The sequence below is a fragment of the Bradyrhizobium sp. USDA 4532 genome (genome assembly GCF_024171315.1).
GTDB lineage: Bacteria > Pseudomonadota > Alphaproteobacteria > Rhizobiales > Xanthobacteraceae > Bradyrhizobium > Bradyrhizobium australafricanum.
Genome location: NZ_JALJZN010000001.1, coordinates 2,473,982 through 2,499,167, shown reverse-complemented (window position 1 = coordinate 2,499,167; position 25,186 = coordinate 2,473,982). Strand labels below are relative to the sequence as shown.

The 25,186-nt window shown below is 65.3% G+C and carries 22 protein-coding genes; 1 reads left to right on the top strand and 21 read right to left on the bottom strand.

Features of this window, described 5'->3' with window-relative positions; translation table 11 throughout:
• The first annotated feature begins 21 nt into the window (after positions 1–21).
• Positions 22–909 (top strand): 2-hydroxy-3-oxopropionate reductase, encoded by an 888-nt coding sequence (locus J2R76_RS12185; protein WP_253624012.1) that lies wholly within the window; start codon positions 22–24, stop codon positions 907–909.
• Between the two features lie 142 nt (positions 910–1,051).
• Here the strand turns inward: J2R76_RS12185 and J2R76_RS12180 are convergent, their stop codons facing one another.
• The 21 genes from J2R76_RS12180 to J2R76_RS12080 all read right to left on the bottom strand — a co-directional run bounded on the left by J2R76_RS12180 (position 1,052) and on the right by J2R76_RS12080 (position 25,135).
• A complete protein-coding gene (locus J2R76_RS12180; protein WP_253624011.1) occupies positions 1,052–3,412 on the bottom strand; it encodes a xanthine dehydrogenase family protein molybdopterin-binding subunit in 2,361 nt (786 codons plus the stop codon).
• A gap of 15 nt (positions 3,413–3,427) precedes the next feature.
• Entirely contained in the window at positions 3,428–3,886 is a 459-nt protein-coding gene (locus J2R76_RS12175; protein ID WP_253626002.1) for a (2Fe-2S)-binding protein, read from the bottom strand.
• A gap of 16 nt (positions 3,887–3,902) precedes the next feature.
• Positions 3,903–4,793, bottom strand: a complete 891-nt coding sequence (locus J2R76_RS12170) for a xanthine dehydrogenase family protein subunit M (RefSeq protein ID WP_253624010.1) — start codon at positions 4,791–4,793, stop codon at positions 3,903–3,905.
• A complete protein-coding gene (locus J2R76_RS12165) occupies positions 4,790–5,803 on the bottom strand; it encodes an ABC transporter permease (RefSeq protein WP_253624009.1) in 1,014 nt (337 codons plus the stop codon). The genes J2R76_RS12170 and J2R76_RS12165 overlap by 4 nt, the downstream gene beginning before the upstream one ends.
• Positions 5,796–6,812 carry an ABC transporter permease gene (locus J2R76_RS12160; RefSeq protein WP_057017105.1) on the bottom strand — a complete coding sequence of 339 codons (1,017 nt, stop codon included), beginning with the start codon at positions 6,810–6,812 and terminating at the stop codon, positions 5,796–5,798. Before J2R76_RS12160 ends, J2R76_RS12165 begins: the two co-directional genes overlap by 8 nt.
• Positions 6,809–8,347 carry a sugar ABC transporter ATP-binding protein gene (locus tag J2R76_RS12155; RefSeq protein WP_076826268.1) on the bottom strand — a complete coding sequence of 513 codons (1,539 nt, stop codon included), beginning with the start codon at positions 8,345–8,347 and terminating at the stop codon, positions 6,809–6,811. Before J2R76_RS12155 ends, J2R76_RS12160 begins: the two co-directional genes overlap by 4 nt.
• Before the next feature lie 72 nt (positions 8,348–8,419).
• Positions 8,420–9,520: a TMAO reductase system periplasmic protein TorT gene (gene torT / locus J2R76_RS12150; RefSeq protein WP_253624008.1), complete on the bottom strand. Its 1,101-nt coding sequence runs from the start codon at positions 9,518–9,520 to the stop codon at positions 8,420–8,422.
• 103 nt (positions 9,521–9,623) lie between these two features.
• Complete coding sequence (locus J2R76_RS12145; RefSeq protein ID WP_253624007.1) at positions 9,624–11,585, bottom strand: hydantoinase B/oxoprolinase family protein; 1,962 nt, start codon at positions 11,583–11,585, stop codon at positions 9,624–9,626.
• 3 nt (positions 11,586–11,588) lie between these two features.
• A complete protein-coding gene (locus J2R76_RS12140; RefSeq protein WP_253587231.1) occupies positions 11,589–13,616 on the bottom strand; it encodes a hydantoinase/oxoprolinase family protein in 2,028 nt (675 codons plus the stop codon).
• A gap of 165 nt (positions 13,617–13,781) precedes the next feature.
• On the bottom strand, positions 13,782–14,741 hold the full coding sequence (locus tag J2R76_RS12135; protein WP_057017110.1) for a helix-turn-helix domain-containing protein: 960 nt from the start codon (positions 14,739–14,741) through the stop codon (positions 13,782–13,784).
• Between the two features lie 105 nt (positions 14,742–14,846).
• On the bottom strand, positions 14,847–15,812 hold the full coding sequence (locus tag J2R76_RS12130) for a LysR family transcriptional regulator (RefSeq protein ID WP_076826275.1): 966 nt from the start codon (positions 15,810–15,812) through the stop codon (positions 14,847–14,849).
• A 218-nt stretch (positions 15,813–16,030) separates the two neighbouring features.
• The gene (locus tag J2R76_RS12125) at positions 16,031–17,008 is read right to left on the bottom strand and encodes a biotin-dependent carboxyltransferase family protein (protein WP_229189496.1); all 978 of its coding nucleotides are present in this window, start codon (positions 17,006–17,008) and stop codon (positions 16,031–16,033) included.
• Positions 16,998–17,873, bottom strand: a complete 876-nt coding sequence (locus tag J2R76_RS12120) for an allophanate hydrolase subunit 1 (RefSeq protein WP_225646064.1) — start codon at positions 17,871–17,873, stop codon at positions 16,998–17,000. The genes J2R76_RS12125 and J2R76_RS12120 overlap by 11 nt, the downstream gene beginning before the upstream one ends.
• Before the next feature lie 42 nt (positions 17,874–17,915).
• Positions 17,916–19,316 carry an acetyl-CoA carboxylase biotin carboxylase subunit gene (locus J2R76_RS12115; protein ID WP_253624006.1) on the bottom strand — a complete coding sequence of 467 codons (1,401 nt, stop codon included), beginning with the start codon at positions 19,314–19,316 and terminating at the stop codon, positions 17,916–17,918.
• 16 nt (positions 19,317–19,332) lie between these two features.
• Positions 19,333–19,575 (bottom strand): acetyl-CoA carboxylase, encoded by a 243-nt coding sequence (locus J2R76_RS12110; protein ID WP_018270951.1) that lies wholly within the window; start codon positions 19,573–19,575, stop codon positions 19,333–19,335.
• A 40-nt stretch (positions 19,576–19,615) separates the two neighbouring features.
• Positions 19,616–20,344, bottom strand: coding sequence for a 5-oxoprolinase subunit PxpA (pxpA, locus tag J2R76_RS12105; RefSeq protein WP_028345053.1), 729 nt, complete (start codon positions 20,342–20,344; stop codon positions 19,616–19,618).
• An 89-nt stretch (positions 20,345–20,433) separates the two neighbouring features.
• A complete protein-coding gene (locus tag J2R76_RS12100; protein ID WP_253624005.1) occupies positions 20,434–21,621 on the bottom strand; it encodes an ABC transporter substrate-binding protein in 1,188 nt (395 codons plus the stop codon).
• A gap of 31 nt (positions 21,622–21,652) precedes the next feature.
• Positions 21,653–22,726: a branched-chain amino acid ABC transporter permease gene (locus J2R76_RS12095; protein ID WP_253624004.1), complete on the bottom strand. Its 1,074-nt coding sequence runs from the start codon at positions 22,724–22,726 to the stop codon at positions 21,653–21,655.
• A 3-nt stretch (positions 22,727–22,729) separates the two neighbouring features.
• The gene (locus J2R76_RS12090; RefSeq protein ID WP_057017115.1) at positions 22,730–23,644 is read right to left on the bottom strand and encodes a branched-chain amino acid ABC transporter permease; all 915 of its coding nucleotides are present in this window, start codon (positions 23,642–23,644) and stop codon (positions 22,730–22,732) included.
• A 1-nt stretch (position 23,645) separates the two neighbouring features.
• Positions 23,646–24,368, bottom strand: a complete 723-nt coding sequence (locus tag J2R76_RS12085) for an ABC transporter ATP-binding protein (protein ID WP_253624003.1) — start codon at positions 24,366–24,368, stop codon at positions 23,646–23,648.
• Positions 24,365–25,135: an ABC transporter ATP-binding protein gene (locus J2R76_RS12080; RefSeq protein WP_253624002.1), complete on the bottom strand. Its 771-nt coding sequence runs from the start codon at positions 25,133–25,135 to the stop codon at positions 24,365–24,367. Before J2R76_RS12080 ends, J2R76_RS12085 begins: the two co-directional genes overlap by 4 nt.
• Between the last annotated feature and the right edge of the window lie 51 nt (positions 25,136–25,186).

Here is a 25,186-nt window from a genome sequence, read left to right as displayed (position 1 = left end):
GGCTGACAGGGAGCAACGACAATGAAAGACATCGGATTCATCGGACTTGGCACCATGGGACGTCCGATGGCCGGCCACCTCCTGGCTGCCGGCTATCGCCTGTTCCTGCACGACGTCGTACCTGTTGCGCCTGAGTTGATCGCGGCCGGCGGCATCGCTTGCGAGTCCGCCAAGCAGGTGGCGCAGGAGTCGGACGCCGTGATCATCATGGTACCGGACACTCCGCATGTCGAAGCCGTGCTGTTCGGTCAAGGCGGCGTCGCGGAGGGCATCTCCAAAGGCATGATCGTGACGGATATGAGCTCGATCTCTCCGCTGGCGACGAAGGAGTTTGCACGCTGGATCGATGCGCTCGGGGCCGATTATCTCGACGCGCCGGTCTCCGGCGGCGAAGTTGGTGCAAAGGCGGCCAGCCTGACCATCATGGTTGGCGGGCGGGAGCGGGCGTTCAATGCGATGAAGCCCCTGTTTGAAACGATGGGGAAGAATGTCACGCATGTCGGCGGCAACGGCGACGGCCAGACCACCAAGGTTGCGAACCAGATCATCGTGGCGCTGACCATCGAGGCGGTGAGCGAGGCGTTGCTGTTCGCCTCCAAGGCCGGGGCCGACCCCGCATTGGTGCGCCAGGCGTTGATGGGCGGCTTCGCGTCGTCCCGGATCCTCGAAGTGCACGGCGATCGCATGCTGAAGCGCAATTTTGATCCGGGCTTCCGCATTGAGCTGCATCAGAAGGACCTCAACCTCGCGCTGGAAGGGGCGCGCGCGCTTGGCTTGTCGCTGCCAGGCACTGCCGCAGCCCAGCAGCTGTTCAACGCCTGTACCGCCCTCGGCGGCAAAAGCTGGGACCATTCCGGCATTCTGAGAGCGCTGGAGGTCATGGCGGGCCACGAGGTCGCGGCTGCCTGAGCGCCGCGGAGGGGAATGGACGAAAATATCGTGGGCCTGGTCGGTGCGGGGACGGTAGCGCCTAGCTGCCACGGATCAGGCGCCTGGCGCCCAAGTCGGTCGCTCAGCGTTCGGATTGTTTGCTGGGCATTCTCTGATGTCCCTAGGGCCACTGGTGAGGACGAACAAGGTTGTCCGCCCACACCTCGGCAATGTGAGACAGTGCCAGACCCGGCTTGCGCTCGAGCAGAAGCTCGAGCACGCGCGGCGGCGTTAGGGGTAATTCCTGCACCCGCTTTCCTGTCGCGTTGGCAACGGCGCAGGCGACGGTGGCGCCGACATTGAGGATCGGCACCTCGCCGGCGCCCTTGGTGCCGAGCGGCCCCACCGACGCCGCACCCTCATAGAGGCTGATCTCCACCGGTACGACGTCGAGCGCAAGCGGTACGCGGTAAGTCTCAAAGCCGCTTTGACTGACACGGCCATTGCTGCCGATCGTCACCTCCTCGTGCAGGGCGTAGCCCAGGCCCTGCACGACGCCGCCCTGGATCTGGCCGTGGATTGCGCGTGGATTCAGCGCACGGCCGACGTCCTGGACCACGCGATAGCTTAGCACCTCGACATGCCCGGTCTCCGGATCGACGGCGACCTCGCAGTCGTGGACGGCGAAGACGGGGATGTCGATCGCGTCGATGAAATGACCGGCAACGCAACCGGGCATCGCCGGCACGCCGGCGCCGGTGAAGGCGCCGGTGCCGGCGACCGGTCCGCCCAGCGCTTGAGCGCGGGTCGCGACCTCCGCGACGGTGCGGCCGGAGCCCGGCGCGCCCGCGATCTCGATCCGACCATCGCGCATGACGAGATCGCCGGGCGCGGCTTCGATCATCTCGGAGGCGATCCTCAAAAGCTTCGTGCGGACCTCCTGTGCCGCCGACAGGCTGGCGGCGCCGAGCGAGACGGTGGTGCGGCCGCCACCGACGCCGACATCATAACCGGCCGCATCGGTATCGGCGGCGCGGACGATCACTTGCTCGGGCGCGATGCCGAGCGTGCTGGCAACGATCTGCGGCAGGCTCTGCATCATCGAGCCGGATCCGATCTCGACACCCGACGTGACCAGGGTCGCCGTGCCGTCGGCATTCATGTTCACCGTCGCGGCCGATGGGCCGACGAAGACGAACCAGGTGCCGACGGTGGTCGCGCGTCCAAGGAGCTTGCCGTCGGTGCGCGCCGGCAGCGGCGCTGCCGCGTCGCGCAATGTATCCATCCGGTCGAGCATCGGGCCGAGCACATCGCCTTCGAATACCTGGCCGGTGGCGCCGAGATCCTTGTCGCCGAGCACGTTGCGGCGCCGGAAAGCAAGCGGATTCATTCCGATCCGCGCTGCGATCTCGTCGGTGTGCCGCTCGAGCGCGAAGGTGTTGTAGACGCCATTGCAGCAGCGGAACGCGCCGTTCGGCGCCGTGTTGGTATAGACCGCGCGCGAGACCATGCGCACGCTGCCAAGCCTGTAGTTTCCGCCGAGCGTGTGTGCGGTCATGGTGGTCAGGAAGATCTGTTCGCCGCCATAGGCGCCGCAGTCCATCAGCACGACCGCCTCGCGGCCCACGATTTCTCCGTCGCGCGTCACCGCCGAGCGGATGCGAATATCGGCGTTCTCGCGGAACAGGCAGGTCAGCATCTCGTCCTCGCGGGAATTGACGAGGCGAACCGGCCGGCCGCTGGCGCGGGCGAGGAGGGCGGCGAAGGGCTCAACCGCCAGATCGAATTTGAGACCGAAGCCGCCGCCGACCGGCGGCACAGTGACGCGCACTTGCGATGCCGGCACGCCCAACGCGCGCGCGGTTGCATTGCGGACACTCCAGGGAACCTGCGTCGACGTCTCGATATGGAAGCGGCCGTCCTCGTAGCTTGCGACGACCGCACGCGGCTCGAAGGCCACGTGGTTCTGCCGGCCGACGCGATAGAAACTTTCGACGATCTCGACGTCAGGCCGCGCAAAGGCGGCGTCGACGTCGCCGCGAACGACGGTCGCCTCCCAGGCGACATTGCCCGCACGCGCGCCGCCTTCGACCAGGACCTCATAGCCGCGCCAGTCCGGATGAACCAGCCGCGCATCTGGTGCCAGCGCCTCCGCCATGGTCAATATTGCGGGGAGTTGCTCGATTTCCACGTCGATCGCCGCGAGCGCGGCCTGCGCCTGCGCCAACGTGACGGCAGCGACCGCGGCAAGCGGTTCGCCGTCGTAGCGAATGACATCGCGGGCGAACAGCGGGTGATCGGCGATGCCGATGCCGATCATGCCGGGCGCATCCGACGCCGTCACGATCGCACGTACCCCCGGCATGCGGGCAGCCCTCGACGTGTCGAGGCGAATGATCCGGCCCGAAGGCAGGCCGGCACGCAGCACCGCGGCGTGCAGCATGCCGGGCAGATATCGATCGATGGTGTAGCGCGTACGGCCACGCAGCTTGTCGGCGGCGTCCCGCCGGCTCAAATCCATCGTCGCGGAAACGTCGGACATGCTTGCGCCTCCCGATTATGCGTTGGCCAAGGCGAGCAGCGTCGCCTCGACGATGCGTTCGTATCCCGTGCAGCGGCAGATGTTCCCGGTGAGTGCGGCCCGGATATCGTCACGGGTGGCGTCAGGCCGGGTCGTCAAGAGATGCGTCAGGCTCACCACCATGCCGGGAAAGCACATGCCGCATTGGACCGCATCGCTGGCCTCGAGGGCCGCCTGGATGCGGTTCAGTTCGCCGTGAGGCGCAAGGCCTTCGACGGTGCGGATCTCGCGGCCATCGGCGAGCGCGGCGGGCAACAGGCACGATGGCGTCGGCTCGCCGTCGACCAGCACCATGCAGGCACCGCAAAAGCCTTCGCGACAGACCGGTTTCGCGCCGGTCAGATGCATCTCCTCACGCAGAATGTCGATCAGCGGCGTGGCGGGGTCGGCCACGGAAGGGAGGCGATCACCGTTCACTGTCAAGTTGAATCCCATGTCGGTCCCCACCGGTTCAGGAGCCAAGCGCTGCGATCGCAGCGCGGCGGACGAGACCGGGTAGCACGCTGACCCGATACCAGGCCGGGGCATCGACGCTGTCGCGGCCGACGAAGTCGTCCGCCAACGCGGCCGCAGTCTGCGCCGCCCCCGCCGCATCGAGCGGGCGTCCGATCAGCGCTGCCTCGAGCCGATCCCAGCGGCGGGCCACCGGCTCGACTGAACCGACCGCGACGCGCGCCGCCTGGACACGGCCCGCTGCATCGATGCTGACCGACAGGCTGACGATGGCGACCGGGTAGTCACCCGATTTGCGCAGCGGCAGGCGGGCATGGGCGCTTCTGCGCGCCGCCCGCGGCAAGATGATCCGCGTCACCAGATGACCGCGCGGAAGGGACGATCGGATCTTCAGGAAATGCGACAGGCCGATGCGCTCGCGGCCGTCGCGGTCCGACATTTCCACTTGGGCATCGAGGCAGAGCAGCGCCGGTACGCAATCCGCGGCGGCGAATTCCGACGTCGCGAGGTTGCCGCCGATCGTTGCCATCGCGCGGATCGCAGGATTGGCGGAGCGGCCGGCGGCGTCGACCAGGACCGCGAATTCCGCAAGATCGGCCAGGGCCGCCGCGAGTGCCGCATGCGTAACCGCCGCGCCGATCTCGATTGCATCGCTGCCGATACGAACCGCGGTCAGCTCGGCGATCTTGCCGATCGCGACATAGTGCGGCTTCAACCGCTCGTGGCGGATCGGTGATCGCATGATCCATGTGCCGCCGGCAAAGGCAGCGCCGGCCGCGCCGAATTCGCTCAGTGCGTCGAGTGCGGAAGCGAGCGAGGGCGCGACGTAGATCGACGCAGGTGCCTCGTGCGTCTCGCCCGCGACGCTCTGCATGGAACCCGTCGTCATTGGCGCCGCTCCAGTCGCAGGCGATCGAGCAGAACGCCGACGATGACGATCGCGCCGAGCACGACCATCTGGACGTATCCGTCGATCCGGGTGAGGTTCATGCCGTTGGACAGAATGGTGATGAACAGGGCGCCGAGCACCGCGGTGCCGACCCCACCGCGCCCGCCCGCCAGGCTTGTTCCGCCGACTACGGCGCCGGCAATCGCCTGCAGTGAAAGCGCCCCGCCGAGGTTCGGCTCGCCCGATCCGGTCCGCGCCGTCATCATGATCGCGCCGAGCGCCGCAAGCCCGGAGCACAGCACATAGGTCGCGATCAAAGTGCGCTTGACCGGCAGGCCGGCGACCGCCGCTGCGCGCGGGTTGGTGCCGATGAGGTAAAGCGAACGGCCGAACACCGTCCGCGTCAGGGTCCAATGGAGCACGGCGCCGACCCCGATCGTGATCGCGATGGCCGCCGGAATACCGAAGACGCTGCCGCCGTAGAAGATCTGCGAGAACGGCGCCGGCACGCCTTGAACGGGCCTTCCCGATGACAGCGTGGTGGCAATCCCGATCGCGATATTGTAGCTGCCGAGCGTTGCGACGAAGGGGTTGACCCCGAGCAGCGCAATAACCACGCCGTTGAAGAGGCCGCACGCGGTGCCGAGTACGAAGCCGGCAGCGAGCCCGGCGAGCAGCACGGCGCCTGTACCATGGCCCGACGCCGTCGCGCCGGCCATCGCCAGCGCGGTGCCGACGCTCACCATCGATACGGTCGGGCCGAGTGCGAGGTCGAAGCCGCGCGTCAGGATCACCACGGTCTGGGCCATCGCGAACAGGGCCAGATAGCTGGTCTGCTGCGCGATGTTGAGCAGGTTGGCCGGCGACAACACGCCGCGGTCGACCGTGGCGAAGCCGAGCAACAGGGCCACCAATGCGACCGGCAGCACTGCGCTCCAGAGCCAGCGACCCGGCGCCAATTTCGGGCGATCCGCGTTCTTGGCGGCGACGGACAATTCGAGGTCAGACACGAGCTTTGCTCCGTCGGCTGAGTTCGTCCAGCGCCACGGCCGCGACCATGATGACGCCGAGAAAGACCGGCTGCAGCCGGGAGTCGACGTGCAGGAGGTTGAGCGCATTGCCCAGGATGGTCAGGAACAGGGCGCTGATGGCGACGATTTCGATGCGCCCGACGCCGCCGCGCAAGCTCACCCCGCCGATCACGGCGGCTGCGATCGATTGCAGCATCATCCGGTCGCCGCCGAAGCTGGCCTGGCCGGAGCCGACCTGCGCGGTCAGCAGGATGCCCGTCAACGCCGCGAGCATGCTCGAGACAACGTAGGTGCCGACGACGTGGCGCTGGATCGATACGCCCGACACGATGGCCGCATCGACATTGCCGCCGATCGCGTAGACGTAACGGCCGAACAGCGTGCGCCGCTGCGCAAACACCATCACGATGATGATGACCAGCGCGACGTGGACGGCGGTCGGCAGGCCGAGCGCCTGGGCGCGCCCAAAGCCCTTCACGAAGATATCGGGCATGCCGTAAACCGGGATTCCGTTAGTGATCATCAGGCCGACGCCCGCAGTCGCCGACATCGTGCCCAGGGTCACCACGAAGCCGGATACCTTGAGCTTCGCCACGCAGAATCCGTTGACGAGCCCGACCACGGCTCCGGAGCCGAGTCCGGCCGCCATCCCGCTGGCAATGATGAGGGCGTTGTTGCCGGGAAACGCGGTGGCTGCGGCGGCCATGGTCTTGGCGGTGACGACGCTCGCGAGCGCCACGACGGCGCCGACTGAGAGATCGAAGCCACCCGCGATGATGACCAGCGCCTGACCGCAGGCGACGATCGCGAGCAGCGACGCGTTGCGCAGGATGTTGAGGATGTTGATGATGCCGTAAAACTGCGGATCGATCGCCGACATGCCGGCGACGAGCAAGACCAGCAGGGCCGGCAGGAACCCGACACGGCCTGCGATCGATCGCAGGCCGATCGCGCCTTGCGGGTTTGCGCTGACCAGCGCGGTGTTCACGCGACCTCCGCGGCGAGATGGTCGCGGAAGAAGCTGGACAGCACGTTCTGCTCGGTCTTCTCGGAGTCCGTCAGTTCGGCGGCGATGCGGCCGTGATGCATGACGTAGAGCCGGTTCGACAGCGCCAGAACCTCCGGCAATTCCGACGACACCACGATCACGGCGGCGCCGGCCTCGACCAGCCGCTTCATGAACTGGTAGACCTCGAGCTTGGCGCCGACGTCGATCCCGACGCTCGGCTCGTCGAACAGGAACACGGTCAGCTCACGCGTGAGCGCGCGTGCCAGCATCACTTTTTGACGGTTGCCGCCGGACAGCGCGCCGGCGCTCCGTTCGATGTTCGGCGGCCTCAGCTGCAACCGCTCCATGATGTCCGCGATCGTGGCGCGTTCGGCGGCCTGCCGCAGCACGCCGAAGCGCGCGAACGCGGGCAGGTCGAGCACCGTCATCGATGCGTTCTCGCGGATCGGACGGGACAGCGCGAGCCCTTCGGCAACCCGATTGGCAGGAAAATAGGCGATGCCGCGCTTGAGGCTTTGCCTCGGGGTCGGGAATTCGTAAGGCAGACCGTCGATCCGGATCACGCCTGATGCCGCGGCCTCGATGCCGTAGACCGCGCGGATCAGCTCCGATTTGCCGCAGCCGACGAGACCGGCGATGCCGGTGATCTCGCCGGCGCGGGCATGGAAATTCGCCTCCTGAACGCTGCCGTCCGCGAGCGTCAGGTTTTCGATGTCGACCATCACCTTGTCAGGCCGGTGGGCGATGGCCGGGAACAGCAGGTCGATCCTGCGGCCGGTCATCAGCTCCACCAGCTCGCCGTCGGTCGAGCCGGGGGCGTCGAGGGTCTGGATGTGGCGGCCGTCGCGCAGCACCGTCACACGGTCGGCAAGGGCGCGGATTTCGCGCATGCGATGCGAGACATAGATCAGCCCGACATTCTGGCTCTTCAGGCGCGCGATCAGCTCGAACAGCCGTCCGGTCTCGCGCTCGGTCAACGAGGCAGTCGGCTCGTCAAGGATCAAAAGGCGGACGCGGCCGAGCAGGGCCTTGGCGATTTCGGCCATCTGCTGGTGCGCGCGGGAAAGGTCGTCGATCCGCTGCGCCGGATCGAGATCGAAGCCGAGCTCGTCGATCAGCGCCCTGGCGCGCTTGCGCATCTCGCGCGAGCGCAGCACGCCGCCATGGGTGACCTCGCGGCCGAGGAACAGGTTCTCTTCCACCGTGAGGCTCGGGATCAGCGAGAACTCCTGAAAGACCGGGCTGATGCCGATCGTGCGGGCCCGCTGCGGCGTGAGATGATGGATCTCCTCGTCGCCAAAATGGAACGTGCCTTCGTCCGGCGGAAACGTTCCCGAGATGACATTGATCAGGGTCGATTTGCCGGCGCCGTTCTCGCCGAACAGGACATGAAGCTCGCCGGCACGAACGTCGAGGTCGACCCGGTCGAGCGCGCGAACGCCGGTGAAGCGCTTTGATATCCCCCGCAATCGAAGCAGAGGCTCGGCGGGCTTCGGGTCAATCTCGACATCCATCCGCGTCTCCGTTGGGCCGTGAGCAAGACGGGTGGGAGCAGGTGCTCCCACCCGGCATCATTCGCGAGCGGCTTACTTGGCCTTGACCGAATAGACCGGTGTCCAACTCGCCGGAGCCAGCACGAGGTCCATCTGCAATTTCGGTACGGTGATCTTGTCGATGACAGCGGCGATCGGCTGGACAAGGCTCATGACCGGCTTCTTCTCGATGAGACGCACTGCCTGATCGATCGCGACGGCGCCTTCTCCGACCGGATATTGGGTTGCGAAGGCGAGGATGTCGCCGCGGTTGAGCGCGTCAAGCATGGCCTGGTTTTCGTAAGACGATACGATCTTCAGGTCGCTTCGGCCGGCCTCGGCAACGGCGCCGATGGCGGCTTCAGCGGTGGGGGCGGTGCCCCAGATCACGTTCATGCCGGGATAGGCCTGCAAGGCGTCCTGAATGAGCTGAAGCTGCACGGCGACGCCGGAGTCGCCGAACTTCTCGGCCAAAATCTTGGCGTTCGCGTTCTTGGCAACGGCCTTCTTGAAGCCTTCGTTGAACGACTCCGCCCAGCCAGAGCCGGCCGGACCGGGGAACGTCACGATGTTGAGCTTGTCGCCAGGCTTGGATTGCGCCAGCAGGCCGGCGCCGGTGACTTCGCCCATGGCGACGAAGTCGACGTAGTTGGCCGCGGGCAGCGCGTTCGGCGGCAGCGGGTTGGTGACGCCGACGACCGGAACGCCCTTGGCCTTGGCTTCCTCGAACTTCTTGCTGAGGCCTGCGCCGGAGATGGCGCCGACGATGATGGCGTCCGGCCCGCTCGCCATGCAGTCATCGAATTGCGACAGCTGTTTCGGCAGGTTCTCGTAACCTCCGGCCTCGTAGAGGTTCATGTTGACGTTCATCGCCTCGGCCTGTTTGACGATGCCATAGGCGACGGCGACCCAGAAACTGTCCTTCATGTGCGGAAACAGCACGCAGAGCCTGTAAGGCTTCTCGGCCTTGGGGAGCGGCGTGTACTCGGCCGGCTTCGGTGTGCCGGACGACGCGTCGTAGACCTTCATCGGAAACCACGGCGTCTCGGCCGCAGCCGGCGCGACCGCAGCGGCAAGGGCGAGGCCGGCGGCAAGGCCGAGCGCGGGGCGGATCGGCCAAACTCGATTGGGGGAAAGGCACGTCGTACTCGTCATAGCACAATCCTCATGGCTCGAATGAAAGTGGAGGGGCGGTGTCGGATCCAGTTTTTCGTGAACGCTCTGTGCGGTCTGCCGACGTCGCGGCCGGCGATGGCATTCAGCCTGCTTTCCACGTTGCGACCGAGCGCCGCTCAAACACCTCGCGGAACTGGCGCGTGGATTCGGGAAGCAAGGCACCGGTGCCCCAATCGAGGATCACCGCGTGCTTGCGGATCGCGTCGAGCGCGTCGATTGCCCCGCTGCGATAGCGTTGCGCCACCAGCTCCGGATCGAGCCGGACATTGGCGACACGCTCGGAGCGGATCTTCGCACGGAGCGCCTCGGTCGCGACCTTGTCGACCTCGTAGTTACAGAGCTCGGCGTCGATGGTGTGCACCACGACGCCATAGTCCTTGGCGGCACGCTCGACCGAGACATAGTCGTCCTTGATATCCTCGACGACGAGGTTCGGATCGCGCTCCAGCGGATCGCCAAATCCGCCGCCGCCGGCGGTCGGACGCGAGAAAGTGTCGCCTTCGCCGATCGGGACGTCCGAGAAGATCGAGCCGAGCCGCTCCGCGGCCGTGCTGCCGGCGCGCTTCAGGGTCAGGCCGTGCGGCATCGACGGCAGGCCGCCCTCGATGCCCCACACGATCGCGCGCTCGCGGTCGCAGATATAGGAGATCACGGTTTTCTCGGCCTGCAGCATCCGCGACGTCTTCACCACGCCGGCGCCGCCGCGCCACTTGCCGGGGCCGGGCGAGTCCTTGAGGATCTCGCATTCGGTGGTCAGGATCGGGTTGGCGCGCTCCTGGCCTTCGACCGGCTGCGACATCAAGCCGGTGCCGAAGCAGGCGGTTGTGACATTGCTGCCATCCTTGCCGTTGCGCCCGCCCCAGCCGCCGGGCAGCCAGTCATAGAACATGAAGATCGGCTTGTCGGAGCTGCGGGCATCGAGCCCGCCGGTGAGCAGATATTCGAGATTGAACGCGCAAGCGAGCGCGCGCTCCGGCATCAGCTTCGACCACATTTCGTAGATCGAGTTCATGATCTTCTCGAACGGCATCAGAAAGCCGGTGACCGCGATCGGCCATTTGGCGTCGACGATCGATCCTTCGGGAGCGATGATCTCGAAGCAGCGGTAGAAACCGGAATTGAGCGGCAGGTCGGGGAAGAAAGTCTTCATGCCGGCGGCAACGGCAGAGAAGGTTGCACCGAACGCCGAATTGTAGATCGAGCCGATGGTTGGATGGCTGCCGGTGAAGTCGTAGATTGCGCGATCGCCCTTGATCGTCATCTTGATGCGGATCGGGATCATGCCTTCGCCACCGGCCGGATCGCGGTCGATGAAGTCGACGGTTTCCCATTCGCCGTCAGGCAGCGCCGCGATGCGCTGGCGCGCCGAACGCTCCACATAGTCCTGGACGGCGGCAAGCCCGGTCTCGACGGTATCACGGCCATATTTGCCGACCAGGCGCAGGATCTCCCGTTCGCAGACGGCGGTGGCTTCGGCCTGTGCCTGGATGTCGCCGATGATCGAGGCCGGATCGCGCGTATTCGACGCGATCAGATGCGCGACGTCCTTGCGCAGGCCGTTCTTGTCGAACAGCCGGACTGGCGTGATGCGCAGGCCCTCGCGGAACATCTCGCGGGCGGCGACGTCGAACGATCCCGGCACGCTGCCGCCGACGTCGGACCAGTGTCCGTTGGACTGGCTGAAAGCGATGATCTTGCCGTCGGCGAAGATCGGACGGATCAGGCGGACATCGGAGAAGTGCGTGCCGCCGGCATAGGGATCGTTGATGGCGAAAACGTCGCCCTCATGCATGTCGCCTTCGAAATGGCGCATGACATCCTTGCAGGTGAAATGCAGCGTGCCGACGTGGACGGCAATATCCTGGTTGCCCTGCGCCGCGCATTCACCGTTGGCGTCGTGCAGCGCGCTCGAGAAGTCGCGATTGTAGATGACGAAGGAGTAGCAGGTCCTCAGGACCTGCTCGCCCATCTGGTCGACGCTGGTGATGAAGGAGTTCTTCAAAACCTCGAAGGTCACGGGGTCGAGCGGGAGAGCTTCGGCCATGGTTCACTCCTTCACGCGGATGATGATGTTGAGATATCTGTCGACCTCGGCGGCGGCGCCGGGCGGAACGACGGTGGTGGCATCGACCTGCTCGATGATCGCGGGGCCTTGAAAGGAGAAGCCGCAGGGCAGGTTGTCGCGCCGATAGACGGGTGTATCGAGCCCGCTGCCCTCGAACCAGACCCTGCGGCGGCTGACCGGCTCGGGGCTAGCGCCGGTCGGCTCGTGGACGGCAAACTCGGCCTTGGGGACCACGCCCACTGCCTTCAGATTGAGACGGAAGAAGCTGACCGGCGCGCTGTCGCGGCGGAAATTGTATTCGCGCTGATGCTCGGCATGGAAGCTCTGCACCAGATCGGCGATCGCGCCGATCGGCCGCGGCGCGTTGACGGCAAGCGAACGCCACTGGCCGCGATACATCATGTCGATCGAGCGCTGCAGCACGATGTCCTGCTGCGCGACGCCCTCATGGATCAACCGTGCGAGCGCAGCCTTCTCGAGCTCGGCGAACTGTGCCTCGATCTCGGTGGCGTCGGCCTCGGCGGCGTCGACCATGCAGCTCTGCGAAAAATCGTGCTGCATGTCGACGAGCAGGCAACCGAGCGCTGAGGTCACGCCGGGATTGAGCGGAACGATCACGACGGGAATCGCCAGCTCACGTGCGACGTCGACCCCATGCAGGGCACCGGCGCCGCCGAACGCCACCAGCGCAAAGTCGCGCGGATCGTAGCCGCGACTGATCGAGATCAGGCGCACCGCATCCGACATGTTGGCATTGGCGACCTTGACGATTGCATCTGCGGCTTCGTGCAGGCCGAGGCCGAACGGCTTGGCGACGCCGCCCTCGACCGCTTGCCGCGCCAGCTCGGGGTCGAGCTTGACCTTGCCGCCGGCGAGATCGGTGCCAAGCCGGCCGAGCGTCACATTGGCATCGGTGTTGGTCGGCTGCGTATTGCCGTTGCCGTAGCAGGCCGGTCCCGGATAGGCGCCGGCCGATTGCGGGCCGTTGCGCAGCGAGCCGGCCGGATCGGTCCAGGCCAGCGAGCCGCCGCCGGCACCGATGGTGAGCACCTCGATCGATGCGAAGCGGATCGGATAGCCGAACTCGATGTGCCAGTCCTTGGTGATCCGCGACTGGCCCTCATAGGCGAGCGACACGTCGGTCGACGTGCCGCCCATGTCGAGGCCGATCGAATTGGGGAAACCGCAAAGACCGGCGATATGGCGGCTGGCTATGGCCCCGGCGGCGATGCCGGAGCCGGCAAGGCGCGCCGCGAAATCCTTCACGCTCGCCGGCGTCATCACGCCGCCGCCGGTGTGCAGCAGCAAAAGATCACGGGTGTAGCCCTCGTCTGAGAGTCGTTCGCCGAGCCGGCTGGTGTAGTTGACGACGACCGGGCTCACCACGGCATTGGCGACCGTCGTCGAGAACCGCTCGTGCTCGAAGATTTCGGGAAGCACCTGCGAGGAGATCGAGACCGGAATATCGGGCATCTCGGCCAGCAGAATATCGCGCATGGCGCGCTCATTGGTGCCGTTGAGATAGGCGTTCATGAAGCACACCGCGACCGCGGCGACGCCGCGACGCTTGAGGATGCGTGCGACGCTGCGCGCAGCTTCGACGTCGAGCGGCTCGATCACCGTGCCGGCAGCATCGACGCGTTCGGGCACGGTGAGGCGGTCGCGCCGTGGCACATAGGGCCGGACCACGTCCTTGTAGGTGTCCCAGAGGTCTTCCTTGTTGGCGCGCCGGATCTCGATGACGTCGCGGAACCCCTTGGTCGTGACCACCGCGGTGCGCGGCAGGCGGCGGGTGATCAGCGCGTTCGTGGCAATCGTGGTGCCGTGCGAGAACAGCGCCACCTTGGACAGGTCGATGCCGGCCTTGGATACGCCGCCCATGATCCCTTCGATCGGATCGCGCGTGGAGGAGGTCTTCTCGATGCGCACGAGACCGGTCGTCTCGTCCATGATGCAGATGTCGGTGAAGGTGCCACCGACATCGACGGCCACACGAAGGTTCTGCGCCATGCCTCTTCCTTTCGAACGAGCGTTTCGCCGATCTTAGGCAGAGCGGCGGCCTTCGTTCTTGACGCTGAGCGCAGGAAGATTTGTGCGAGAGAGCGAACCGTGCCGGTGCCCATACATGCCCAGGCCGGCGGCGGTGTGCCTAAGAATCGATCAGCAGGCCAGTCTTCAGGAGTTGGCTGTGCGCGAAATGGCGCGGGCCTCGCTCGGGGTGCATCCGAACCGGCCGCGATAATTGCGGCTGAACTGCGCCTGGTCGGCAAAGCCCCATTGATAGGCGATTTCCGAAATGCTCTTGCGGCAGTTCGCATCGCGCAGCAGGGCGTCGCACATTGAAAGGCGCTGGTTGCGGATGTAGGCGCAGACGGTCAGACCTTCGCCCTCGAAGATCTGGTGCAAATAGCGCAGCGAGATGCCGCAGCCGTCGGCAATCATCTGCGGCGTGAGCCGCATGTCGTCGAGACGGGCCCGGATGAATTGCTCGCAACGCAGCAAATGGCCGTTGCGCACGGAGGACGAGTGACCGGTCAACACACGGTCGTCGGATTCAATGGCCATCGCAAGCAGCTCGATCAGGTGCTTGCCCATCATCGTGCGCGCCGTCTCGTCCATTTCCTCGATCCGTTCACCGGACAGGCGCAGCGTGTCGACGAACAGCGCGCCGACGCTGCGGCTGGCGTCGAATTGCAGCGTCGCGAGGCGCTCGGGCCGGGAAATGCGGGCGCGCAGCACCGCGCTCGGGATCTTCAGACACCACAGCGCCGTCGGATCCTGATGGCTGAACTCGTAGGGTAGGTGGCTGCGCTCGATCAGGAACGCGCCCGGGCGGCAATGCACCACCTTGCCGTCCTGCTCGAAACGGATTTCGGCGAGTTCGGGCACCGTGATCAGGAAGGATTCCTCCCGCTCGCTCAGGAGATGCCGCTCATGCCGCTTGTACAGCAGGCCATTGGCGATGTTGCGGGACACCGAGACAGGGCCCATCGACCAGGCGCCAAGGCGCGCATTGAAGTCGCGCGTGCTCGGGAAGCGCAGGTCGAGCGAGTAATAGGTCTTCGAGACGACCTCCTGCCAGTACTGGCGGCGCGTCTGCAACGGGATGTCGTTGGTCGTGTAGGTGACTTGCATGTCTCACTCCCGCCGCCGGCTGTGCCTCCGGTCGTCGTGTCCCCGGGCAAAGTTTGGCGAGGACAGCCGGACGGCGTCAAGTCGAATAAAACGGAAACTGATATTCTAGATTTCGATGGCCTCCTCGGCCTGATGTCGGTGGTCCATGCTGACCGGCGGCCGGGCCGGCCCGACGCCGGCAACCGCAAAGCGCATGAAATCGCGAAAAGCCATCGCAGCCCCCGATGGCTTGGTGTCGCGACGCCAGGCAAGACCGATGTCCATGCTGGGCACCTCGTCCTCGATGACGCGGGTCTCGATCCGCTGCCCCTCCAGCGACCAGGGCCGGTAGATCAGGTCGGACAGAATGGCGATTCCCATGCCGCCGGCGACCATGGAGCGGACAGCTTCGACCGAGGAGGTGCGGAACACGGTCTTCGGTTCGAGTGAGGCGTTGTTCCAATAGCGCATCGAGGTGTGCTTGGCCTCGTCGACCGTGAGCATGACGTAGGGATAGGTCGCGACGTCAGCGAGGTGGACCCGCTCGGCACGGGTCAGGGGATGCTCGGGCGCAAGCCACAGCCGGCGCGGCGATCGCAGCAAGGTCTCGCTGGTGAGCATGGCGTTGTCGCGCAGGTTCGAGACCAGCATCACCGCGAGGTCGAGGGCACCATCGACGAGTGCGCGCTCGAGCACGTCGCGCGGCGCCTCGAACAGCTCGATCGTGATCCCGGGGAAACTCGCCTTGAAGCGCATCTGATGACGCGGCAGGAAGTAGCCCGACACGGTGTAGGTGACGCCGACACGGATCGTCCCGAACAGGGGGCCGGCGGACATCTGCGTGTCGCGCACCGCCTCGGCGACGGCGGCGAGGATATGACGGCCCTGGGAGAGGAAGCGGCTGCCCTCCATGGTGACGGTTACGCCGTTCGGCGTGCGCTCCAGCAAGCGGGCGCAGACGGTGGCCTCGAGCTGCTGGATCGCCGCGGTGACCGCTGATTGCGAGACGTTGAGATCGATGGCCGCCTGGCTGATCCGCCCGGTCTCGGCGGCGGCGACGAAGTAGCGGATCTGTTTCAGAGAAACGGACATCGCGGTTGTTCCGATGTTTGCACAACTCATGAGCAGTGTTTCTCAGCTCGAATGTGTCCGCTGCAACTCTCGTGCCGTCCGGCGGACAGCACACCGTGGCACAGACCTCAGATGTGCGAGCGCGCAATCGACAGCCACAGGTTTAGACGTGACCATGCGCGATCGCTCCGGCGCCCGCGGCCGAGGTCCGTTGGCAGATGCGGTGGGCCCCCTCGCGATTACGCCATGGCGCTGCGAAGCTTGCCCAGCAGCTCGGTCCGGCTCTTGCGTGCCGCAAGCGCCTGATCCATGTCGACCTTGACGAACTTCACCGGCGTGTTGGGCTGGAGCTGACCGATCAGATCCATGTCGGCGGCGATCACGGTGCCGACCATGAAGTAGCCGCCGCCGGATACGGCGTCGCGATGCAGCACGATCGGCTCGGTGCCGCCGGGAACCTGGATCGAGCCGTAGGGATAGCAGGCATCGGTGATGTTGGACGGGTCAGAGCCGGCGCCGAACGGCGGTTCGCGCGGAACGAATTCGAGCGCCTTGCCACCCTTGAAGCGGTAGCCGATCCGGTCGGCTTCCGGCGCGACCTTCCAGGTGTCGGAGAAGAAGCCGTTGCCGGCGGCCTCGGTAATGCGGTGCCAATAGAGGCCGGGCATGGCGCGCAGCTCTGTCGGCATTCCCGCCGGTTGTCCGCGTAAATCGTTGGCGACGGTGCGGCCGTCCTTGACCGTCACGCTGGCATGGCCGACCGGCAATTCGTCGCCGGCCTCGAGCTTGCGGCCCTTGAAGCCGCCGAGCGCGCCGAGTGCGTAGGTCGATCGCGAGCCGAGCACCACGGGCACATCGATGCCGCCGGCGACCGCGATGTAGCCGCGTGCGCCTCGCTTGAGGAAGTCGAAGGAGAGAATCTGGCCACGCTTCACCTTGAAGCTGGTCCAGGTCTCGCGCGGCTCGCCGTCGAGTTTCGGCGGCAGCTCCGCGCCGGTGACGGCGACCGTGGCGTCTTCGGTGAATTCGAGCTCGGGCCCCATGAACACCGCCTCAAGCACGGCTGCGCCTGCATCATTGCCGACGAGCAGATTTGCGGCGACCAGCGCGTGACGGTCCATGCCGCCGGAGAGCGGGATGCCGATGTGATAATAGCCGGGACGTCCGAGGTCCTGGACGGTGGTCGCAAGACCCGGCTTCAAAACCCTAACGGCCATGGAGAACTCCATCGAGCTTGCTGTTGTAGCCATCAATGTCGCGGTTGAACTCGGTCAACGAGAACGAGACGTCGCGGATCACGGGCGCAAACCGGCCGGCGTCGACGTCGGCGACCGCGGCGTCATAGGCTGCCCGGTCGATCGGTTTCCATTTCACGATGTCGCCCGGTTTGAACAGGCACATGAAGTCGCGCAAATAGCTGATGGTCTGGTTGGGATCATAGATCGGCATCGGCGTGATGCCGAACATCTGGTAACCGCCGGCGCCGCGCACCGAATAGATGCAGCTGAAACAGCCGCCATGTCCGACGGTGAGCTTCGGCGTATCCGTGCGCGGGCGCAGATATTTCGGGGCCTGAAGCTGCCGCTTGCGCTCGACCATCTGGTAGAGGAAGGGCAGGCCGGCGACGAAGCCGACCATCGAGACGAACCAGGGCGCGCTGGAATGCGCCTTGATGAAGGCATCGACGCTGTCGAGGCCGTTGATCCGCGCGGCGTATTCGAGGTCGGTGCCGTCAGGATCCTGGTGACGCTCGCGGAAGCGCATCAAGGTCTCACGGGTCCAGGGGTCGTTGTAGAGCACGGGAATCTCGATGATCCGCGTCTTGATCACCGGTTCCGATTTCTCGGATGCGGAATCCAGCCGCTTCAGCTCGGCGAGGAGATCGTCGGGCTTGATCCGCTCTGGATCGAACTTGACCTGATAGGACGCGTTCGCCGGGCAGATCTCGGTGACACCCTTGATCCTGGCATCGCGCACCGCATTGGTGATGAACAGGCTCTTGAAAAAGGCCTCGAGGGACATCGCTTCGCCGACCTCGGCGAAAATGTGCTCATCGCCGCCGAAGGAAAATCGAGTTTGCATGCTAGCGGCCTCCTGTTGCTGACGGGGCGGATTCTCTCGCCATCATGAGGCGACCTTCGCGGCTGATGGCGGCTGAGCGGTGGCAAGGGCGGCGGCATGGGACTCAAGCCAGGATTCGAGCCATGCCGTATGGAAGCGCCCAGCCTGGACGTCGGCGTCGCGCGCCAGCGCCTGGTGTAGGGGCTTGGTCGTGAAAATGCCTTCGACGCTGAGCTCGGCGAGCGCGCGCTCGAGTTTCTTCATGGCGCTCGGCCGATCCTTGTCGTGCACGATCAGCTTGCCGAGCAGGCTGTCGTAGAAGGGAGGCACCGTGTAGCCCTGATAGAGCATGCTGTCGAAGCGAACGCCGTCGCCGACGGGCAGGCTGAGCGCGCTCACCGTGCCCGGGTTCGGCAGGAAGTTTCTGGCAGGATCCTCGGCGTTGATACGGACCTCGATCGAATGGCCGCTGACGCGCATCTCGTTCTGGCTGATGCGCAAGCATTCGCCGCCGGCGATCCGGATCATCTCGCGGACGAGGTCGATGCCCGTGATCATTTCCGTCACCGGATGCTCGACCTGGATGCGGGTGTTCATCTCCAGGAAGTAGAATTCGCCGGTGGCGTCGTCGTAGAGGTATTCGAGCGTCCCGGCGCCGCGATAATTGACCGCTCTGGCGAGTGCCACGGCCGAGGTGCAGAGCCTCTCCCGCACAGCCTGGCTGAGCGAGGGCGAGGGAGCTTCTTCCCAGACCTTCTGGCGGCGGCGCTGCAATGAGCATTCGCGTTCGAAGCAATGGATCACGTCGTGTCCGTCGCCGAGCACCTGCACCTCGATATGCCGCGCGCCTTCGATCAGCTTTTCGACGTAAAGCCCGCCGTCGCCAAAGGCCGCGAGTGCCTCGGCCTGTGCCTGCGGCATCAGATGCTGAAACTCCCCGGGGGACCGCGCGATGCGGATGCCGCGTCCGCCACCCCCGGCGGCGGCCTTGATCATCACTGGGAAGCCGGTCTTCTCGACCAGCGCGAAGGCCGCTTCGGCCGATTCCAGCCGCCCCTGGCTGCCAGGGACGGTCGGCACGCCGGCCGCGGCGGCGGCCTCGCGTGCCGCGACCTTGTCGCCCATCAGCCGGATCGATTGCGCGGTCGGGCCGACAAAGATCAATTCCGCCGCTTCGACTGCGGCGGCGAACTCGGCGTTCTCGGCGAGGAAGCCGTAGCCGGGATGGATAGCGTCGGCACCAGTGCTCCGCGCCGCGGCGAGGATGGCGGCCTGGTTGAGATAGGATTTCGACGCCTGCGGCGGACCGATATCGACCGCTTCGTCGGCGAGCCTGACCGCAAGTGAGGCCTGGTCGGCCTTGCTGTAGACCTGCACGGTTGCAATGCCGAGATCGCGCGCTGCGCGGATGATGCGCACCGCGATCTCGCCGCGGTTGGCTATGAGGAGCTTCTTGATCGCCATGGCTGGTCGAAGAGCCCTAAACGTCGATTTCGGCGATCGGCTGGCCGGCCATCACGGCATCTTCATTCTCGGCCAGGAAGCGGACGATCTTGCCGGCGATGCCGGCTTTCACCTCGTTGAACGATTTCATCACCTCGATAAGCCCGATCGTGTCGCTCTCGGCGACGGCGTCGCCGTCGTTCTTGTAGACCGGCTTGTCGGGTGCGGGCTTGCGATAAAAGATGCCTGGGAGCGGCGAGAAGATCTGCTGCGTTGCCATTGTTTCCTCTTGAGAGTCTTTGGTTCGTTGCCGCGACGGTTCAGCGCGCGGTGAGATAGGGGCGCACCGCCTCGCGGACGGCTTCGGCGATGGCGACGGCGTTCGGCGTGTCGGAGTGGATGCAGATCGAGTCGGAGCCGACCACGATGTCGTTTCCGGCCACCGTGCGCGTCTTGCCTTCATTGACCGCCCTTGCGCATCGGGTTGCGGCGTCGGCCGGATCCTTCGCCTCGTGCTCGCGGGTGATGATCAGGCTGCCGTCGGCATTGTAGTCGAGGTCGGCATAGTATTCGGCGACGAAGGCATGACCGCGCCGCTCGTAGACCTTCTGGTGCAACGTTCCCTTCATGCCGAGCAACGGCACCTTGTAGACGTCAGCGGCATCAGCCACGGCTTCGGCGATCTCCTCGTTGCGCGATGCCATGCCGTAAAGTGCGCCGTGCGGCTTGATGTGATTGAGCGCCATGCCTTCGGCATCCAGGAAGGCCTTGAGTGCGCCGATCTGATAGAGCAGGCAATTGGCCAGCTCCTCGCGGTCGATCTTCATCTCCCGGCGACCAAATCCCTGCAGATCGGGCAGCGACGGGTGCGCCCCGACCTTGACGCCAAATTGCTTGGCGAGCTGCACGGTCTTGCGCATGTGATTGAAGTCGGAGGCATGAAAGCCGCAGGCGACGTTCGCGACGTCGATATGAGGCATCAATGCCTTGTCGTCGCCCATCTTGTAGAGGCCGTAGGCCTCGCCCATGTCGCAGTTGATCACGACCATCTCCTGATTTCCTTCCAACTGGCTTTGCATATGACCGGCGAAGGCCGCCCCGGGTATGACTGGCGCACCCAGGGCGGCGCATTGCCGGGTTACTTGGACACCAGATAGGCGAGCGGGATCTTTTCCGAGATCGTCCACTGGTCGATCACCTGCGGCTTGCCGGCCTCGGTGTCGACGATCAGGTAGCGACCCTGGTTCTGGTGGTGGATGTCCTTGGTGAAGGTGCGCGGCCCGAACAGCGTGGACTCGTTGTTCATCTTCTCGAGCTCGGCCACGACGGCTGCCGCATCGGTCGATTTGGCGCGTTCGACCGCCTTGGCCCAGACGTCGATCAGGACGTAACCCGGATAGACGTACTGGCTGGAGGGGTCACCGCCGGTGACCTCCTTGTACTTCTTGTTGAACTCGTTGACCTTCGGGTTCGGATCGTCGCCATAGACCGAGCCCTGCACCGGGACGTAGAAGTTCGAGAGGTCAGGAACGGCGTTCATCCAGTAGCTGCCGTCGACACCCGACCCGTTGAGGATCATCGACTTGATGCCGGCGGCGCGGATCTGCTTGATGGCGGAGACAGCGCCCGGCATCATCGTGCAGAGCATGATGGCGTCGGGCTCCTTCGGCAGGCTCTTGATGCGCGTGATCTGCGAGGCGATCGAGGCATCGTCGTTCTTGAAGGTGTCGCTGCCGACCAGCTTGGCCTCCTTGAGGCGCGGCAGCATCCAGTCGAAGCCGTCGCAGATGCCCTTGTTGTAGACGGTCCAGCTGTCGAGCAGCCGATAGAAGCTGCGTGCGTTCTTCTTGGTGTAAGCCCATTCCGACATGGTCGCTCCCTGCACCGGTGCCAGCACCGAGGCCGAGAACGAGAACGGGCCGACGCCGGGGATGCCGGCCTTGATCGATTCGGCGCAGAGGAAGAAGGAAACCTTGCCGGCAGCCTGCGCCTGCAGCGCCGCGGGCGCGCCGAAATCGTAGTCGCAGGAGACGATGACGAGGTCGGCACCCTGGTCGAGCACCGCAAGGCCGGCTTTGGCACCCTCGGCCTGATCGGTCTTGGTGTCGGCAAAGACGGGCTTGATCTTCTTGCCGAGCAGGCCGCCGGCCTTGTTGATCTCCTCGATCCGGATCAGTGCCGCGTCCTGCGCCGGCTTGTCGTAGGCTTGCATGAATCCGGATGCCGCGGTCGCAAACCCAACAACGATCTCGTTGGCTGCCCGGGCAGGCGTGATCCAGAGCGCGGATGCTCCGGCCAAGATGCTGAGTAATGTCGTAAAGCGCATATCCCCACTCCTCCAATTGTACAAACAAGCGTCAGTGCAGTTCCTTCAGCGCGGTCTGGACCGGTGGCGTCAGGCGGCGCTGCAACGGCCATCGACGCCAGGAGAATTCCTGGTTGCGGGTCAGTCCCGTCGGCAAGTACATCAGGATCGCGATGGTGATGATGCCGATCGCGATTTCCTGGACACCGTTCGGCAGGCCGACGGTGTGACCGCCGAGGCTGATGCCCTTCTCGAGATTGCGGAACAGCTCGATCAACACGGAGATCGCAACCACGCCCGAGACGGCTCCGCTGAGGCTGTACATGCCGCCGACCACCAGCATCGACAGCGTGATGAACGTCGTCCGCAGATAGAATGCGCCGGGATTGACGATGCTCAGGAAATGCGCGTAGAGCGCGCCGGCGAGCCCGATGATGAAGGCGCTGACGACGAAGGCGATCAGCCGTTCGCGGACGATGTCGATGCCGGAGGCGCTGGCCGCGACCGCTTCGTCTCGCGTGGCGCGAAGTGCCAGTCCGGAGCGCGAAATCGAGGAGAGATAGGCGATCGCGATGGCCACGGCGCCGCCGATCCATCCGGTCCAGACATTCATGGTGGGCGGAATGCCGACGATCGAACCCTGTCCGCCCGTCACCGAATCCCAGTTCGAATAGACATTGTTGATGACGCCGAGCAGGCCGAAGGTCGCGATCGAGGCGGCGATGCCCGAAAGGCGCATGATGACGCGCCCGACGATCAGCGCGAACAGTGCCGCAAACAGTCCGGATATCGGCGTCGCTACCCACATCGGCAGTTGCGCGTGGAGCAGCCATGCCGGCAGGCCCTTGAGCGTGATCGACTTCATCACCGGCGGAATCGTGAGCCAGGCGGTCATGTAGGCGCCGAGGCACATGAAGCTGATATGGCCGAACGACAGCAGGCCCGAATTGCCGACGAAGACGTAGAGCCCGACCACCACCATGATGTTGATGAACATCTCGACCACGGTGCGGTTGAAGGCCCGGCTACCGAATTGATAGGAGAGGGCCGCCATGATGAGCAGCGCCACGATCAGCACGATCGGCGTGATGATCGTTTGCCGGATGACGGACGGCCGCTGCGACATCGATCAGACCCTCTGCTTGGCGGATTTCGGTGCGAACAGGCCCTGCGGCCGCACCAGAAGGACGACGATGACGGCGCCGTAGACGAAGGCGTCGCGGAATACCCTGGCGTCATGCGGCAGGGTCGCCTGGAACACGACGCTGGCCGCACCGATCAGGAAGCCGGCGGCAACGGCGCCGGGAATGCTGCCGAGGCCGCCGATCACGGTCGCGATGAACGCGATCAGCATCACGTTGGCGCCCATGCCGATGTCGGCGGTGCCGGAATTGGTCGCCAGAATCAGGCCGATCGCCGCCGCCAGCATGCCGCTGATGGCGAAGGCCAGCAGGATCACGCCGTTGGCGCGGACCCCGAGCATGCGCGCCATGGTGAAATTGTCGGCGGCCGCGCGCATCTCGAGCCCGTAGCGCGTGCGCTTGAGGAACAGGACGAGGACCACCAGCACGGCCAGCGTGATGATGATGGTCACGACCTGGAGCATCGGGATGTGAGCGCCGAGGAATTCGACCGGCAGGCCGAGGCTCGGCCACAGCGTGATCGACTTCGGCCGGCTGGAAAACAGCATCAGCAGGAGATGCCGGATCACGAAGCCGAGTGCGAAGGATGCGATCATCATCGTCGCCGGATTGGCATTGCGGAAGCGGCGGAAGACGACGATCTCCGACAGGATCGACAGCGCGGCGCCGATCAAGAGCAGCAGCGGGATCAGCAGATAGAACGGTAGCTGCCCGGCAAAGACGATCGCCGCCGCATCGATCGACGGCCACAGCATGGCGAAGACGCAAAACGCGATGAAATCGCCGTGCGCGAAGTTGACGAGCCGCATCACGCCGAAGATCAGGGCGATACCGAGCGCGCCAAGGGCGTAGAGGCTGCCGAGGCTGAGGGCATCGAAGATGATCTGGAGCAACTCGCGCATCTCAATGATCTCCGAAGCCGAAATAGGACTGCTTCAGACGATCATCCCTGACCATATCGGCCGCTGGGCCCTCGAGCACGATGCGGCCGCCGCGGATCAGGACCATCCGTCCGCCCGTCATCATGGCGCGTGTCGAGCTCTGCTCGACGATCAGGAGGGTGAGCTTGCGCTGCGTCCGCAGCCGCACCAGGATCTCGTAGATCTGGTCGATGATCTTTGGCGCAAGGCCGAGCGACGGCTCGTCGATCGCCATGATGCGGGGCGCGGCCATCAAGGCGCGGCCAATGACGAGCATCTGCTGCTGGCCGCCGGAGAGCATGCCCGCCGGGGTGTGGCGGCGCTCGGCCAGCATCGGGAATTCCTCGTAGACCTGATCCAGGTCGTCGGCGATCTTCTTGCGGTCGGTGCGCATGCCGGTTCCGACCTTCAGATTCTCCTCGATCGTCAGCGCGCCAAAGACATTGCGTCCCTCGGGAACCAGGGAGAATCCGCGCCGGGCGATTTCTTCGGGGGCGGCACCCGTGATCTTTGCGCGATCGATCATGATGGACCCGGAGCCCGGTGGCACGACGCCTGCGATGGCGTTGAGCAAGGTCGACTTGCCGGCGCCGTTCGGGCCGGTCACGAACAGGATTTCGCCTTCATCGATCTTCAGCGTCAGGCCGCGGAGAGCCGTCAGGCGGCCATAGCTGACGGTGATGTCGTCGACGGCAAGCAGCGTCATGACGCGACGGCCTCTTCGGCGGCGACCGGAAGCAGCTCGTCGCGCTGCGTGCCCATATAGGCGTGCCTGACCGCGTCGCTGTCACGGATCTGAGCGGGCGGGCCGGCTTCGATGACCTCGCCGGAATCGAGGACGTAGATGCGCTCGCAGAGCTCGAGCACGAGGCCGATATTGTGCTCGATCAGCAGCACCCCGACATTGAGCTCGCCCGCGATCCGCCGGATGATGGCGGCAAGTTCGTGGCTCTCATGCTCCGACATTCCTGCCGCCGGTTCGTCGAGCAGCAGATAGCGCGGTGTGCACATGATGGCGCGGCCGATCGCGACGCGGCGCTCGTCGGTATAGGGCAGGGCGCCGGCGATGGTGTTGGACAGATGCGAAATGCCGAGCCAAGCCATGACGCGCTCGGCTTCACCGATCGCCTCCGGACGGGATTGGCCCAGGCCGACGCCGGTGACCTCAAGGTTGTCCATCACCGGCAGGTCGCGGAAAAGTCGGCCCGACTGGAAGGTTCGCGCCACGCCTTTGCGACGCAACTTGTGCGCTGCAATGCCACTCAGCGTCTCGCCTTCCAGTTCCACGGTTCCGGCGCCAACCGGCTGGAAACCCGTCAGCACATTAATAAGGGTGGTCTTGCCGGCTCCGTTCGGACCAATCAGTCCGGCGATACGTCCCCGCGGTACGGTCAAGGTCACGTTGGACAGCGCCTTCAGGCCTTCGAATTGGACGCTGATATCGCGAGCGACCAACTCCAAACCATCGGACATGACCTCAATGCCTCTCACTCGCGAACCGATGGATTGATTTTTCCGGTCCGC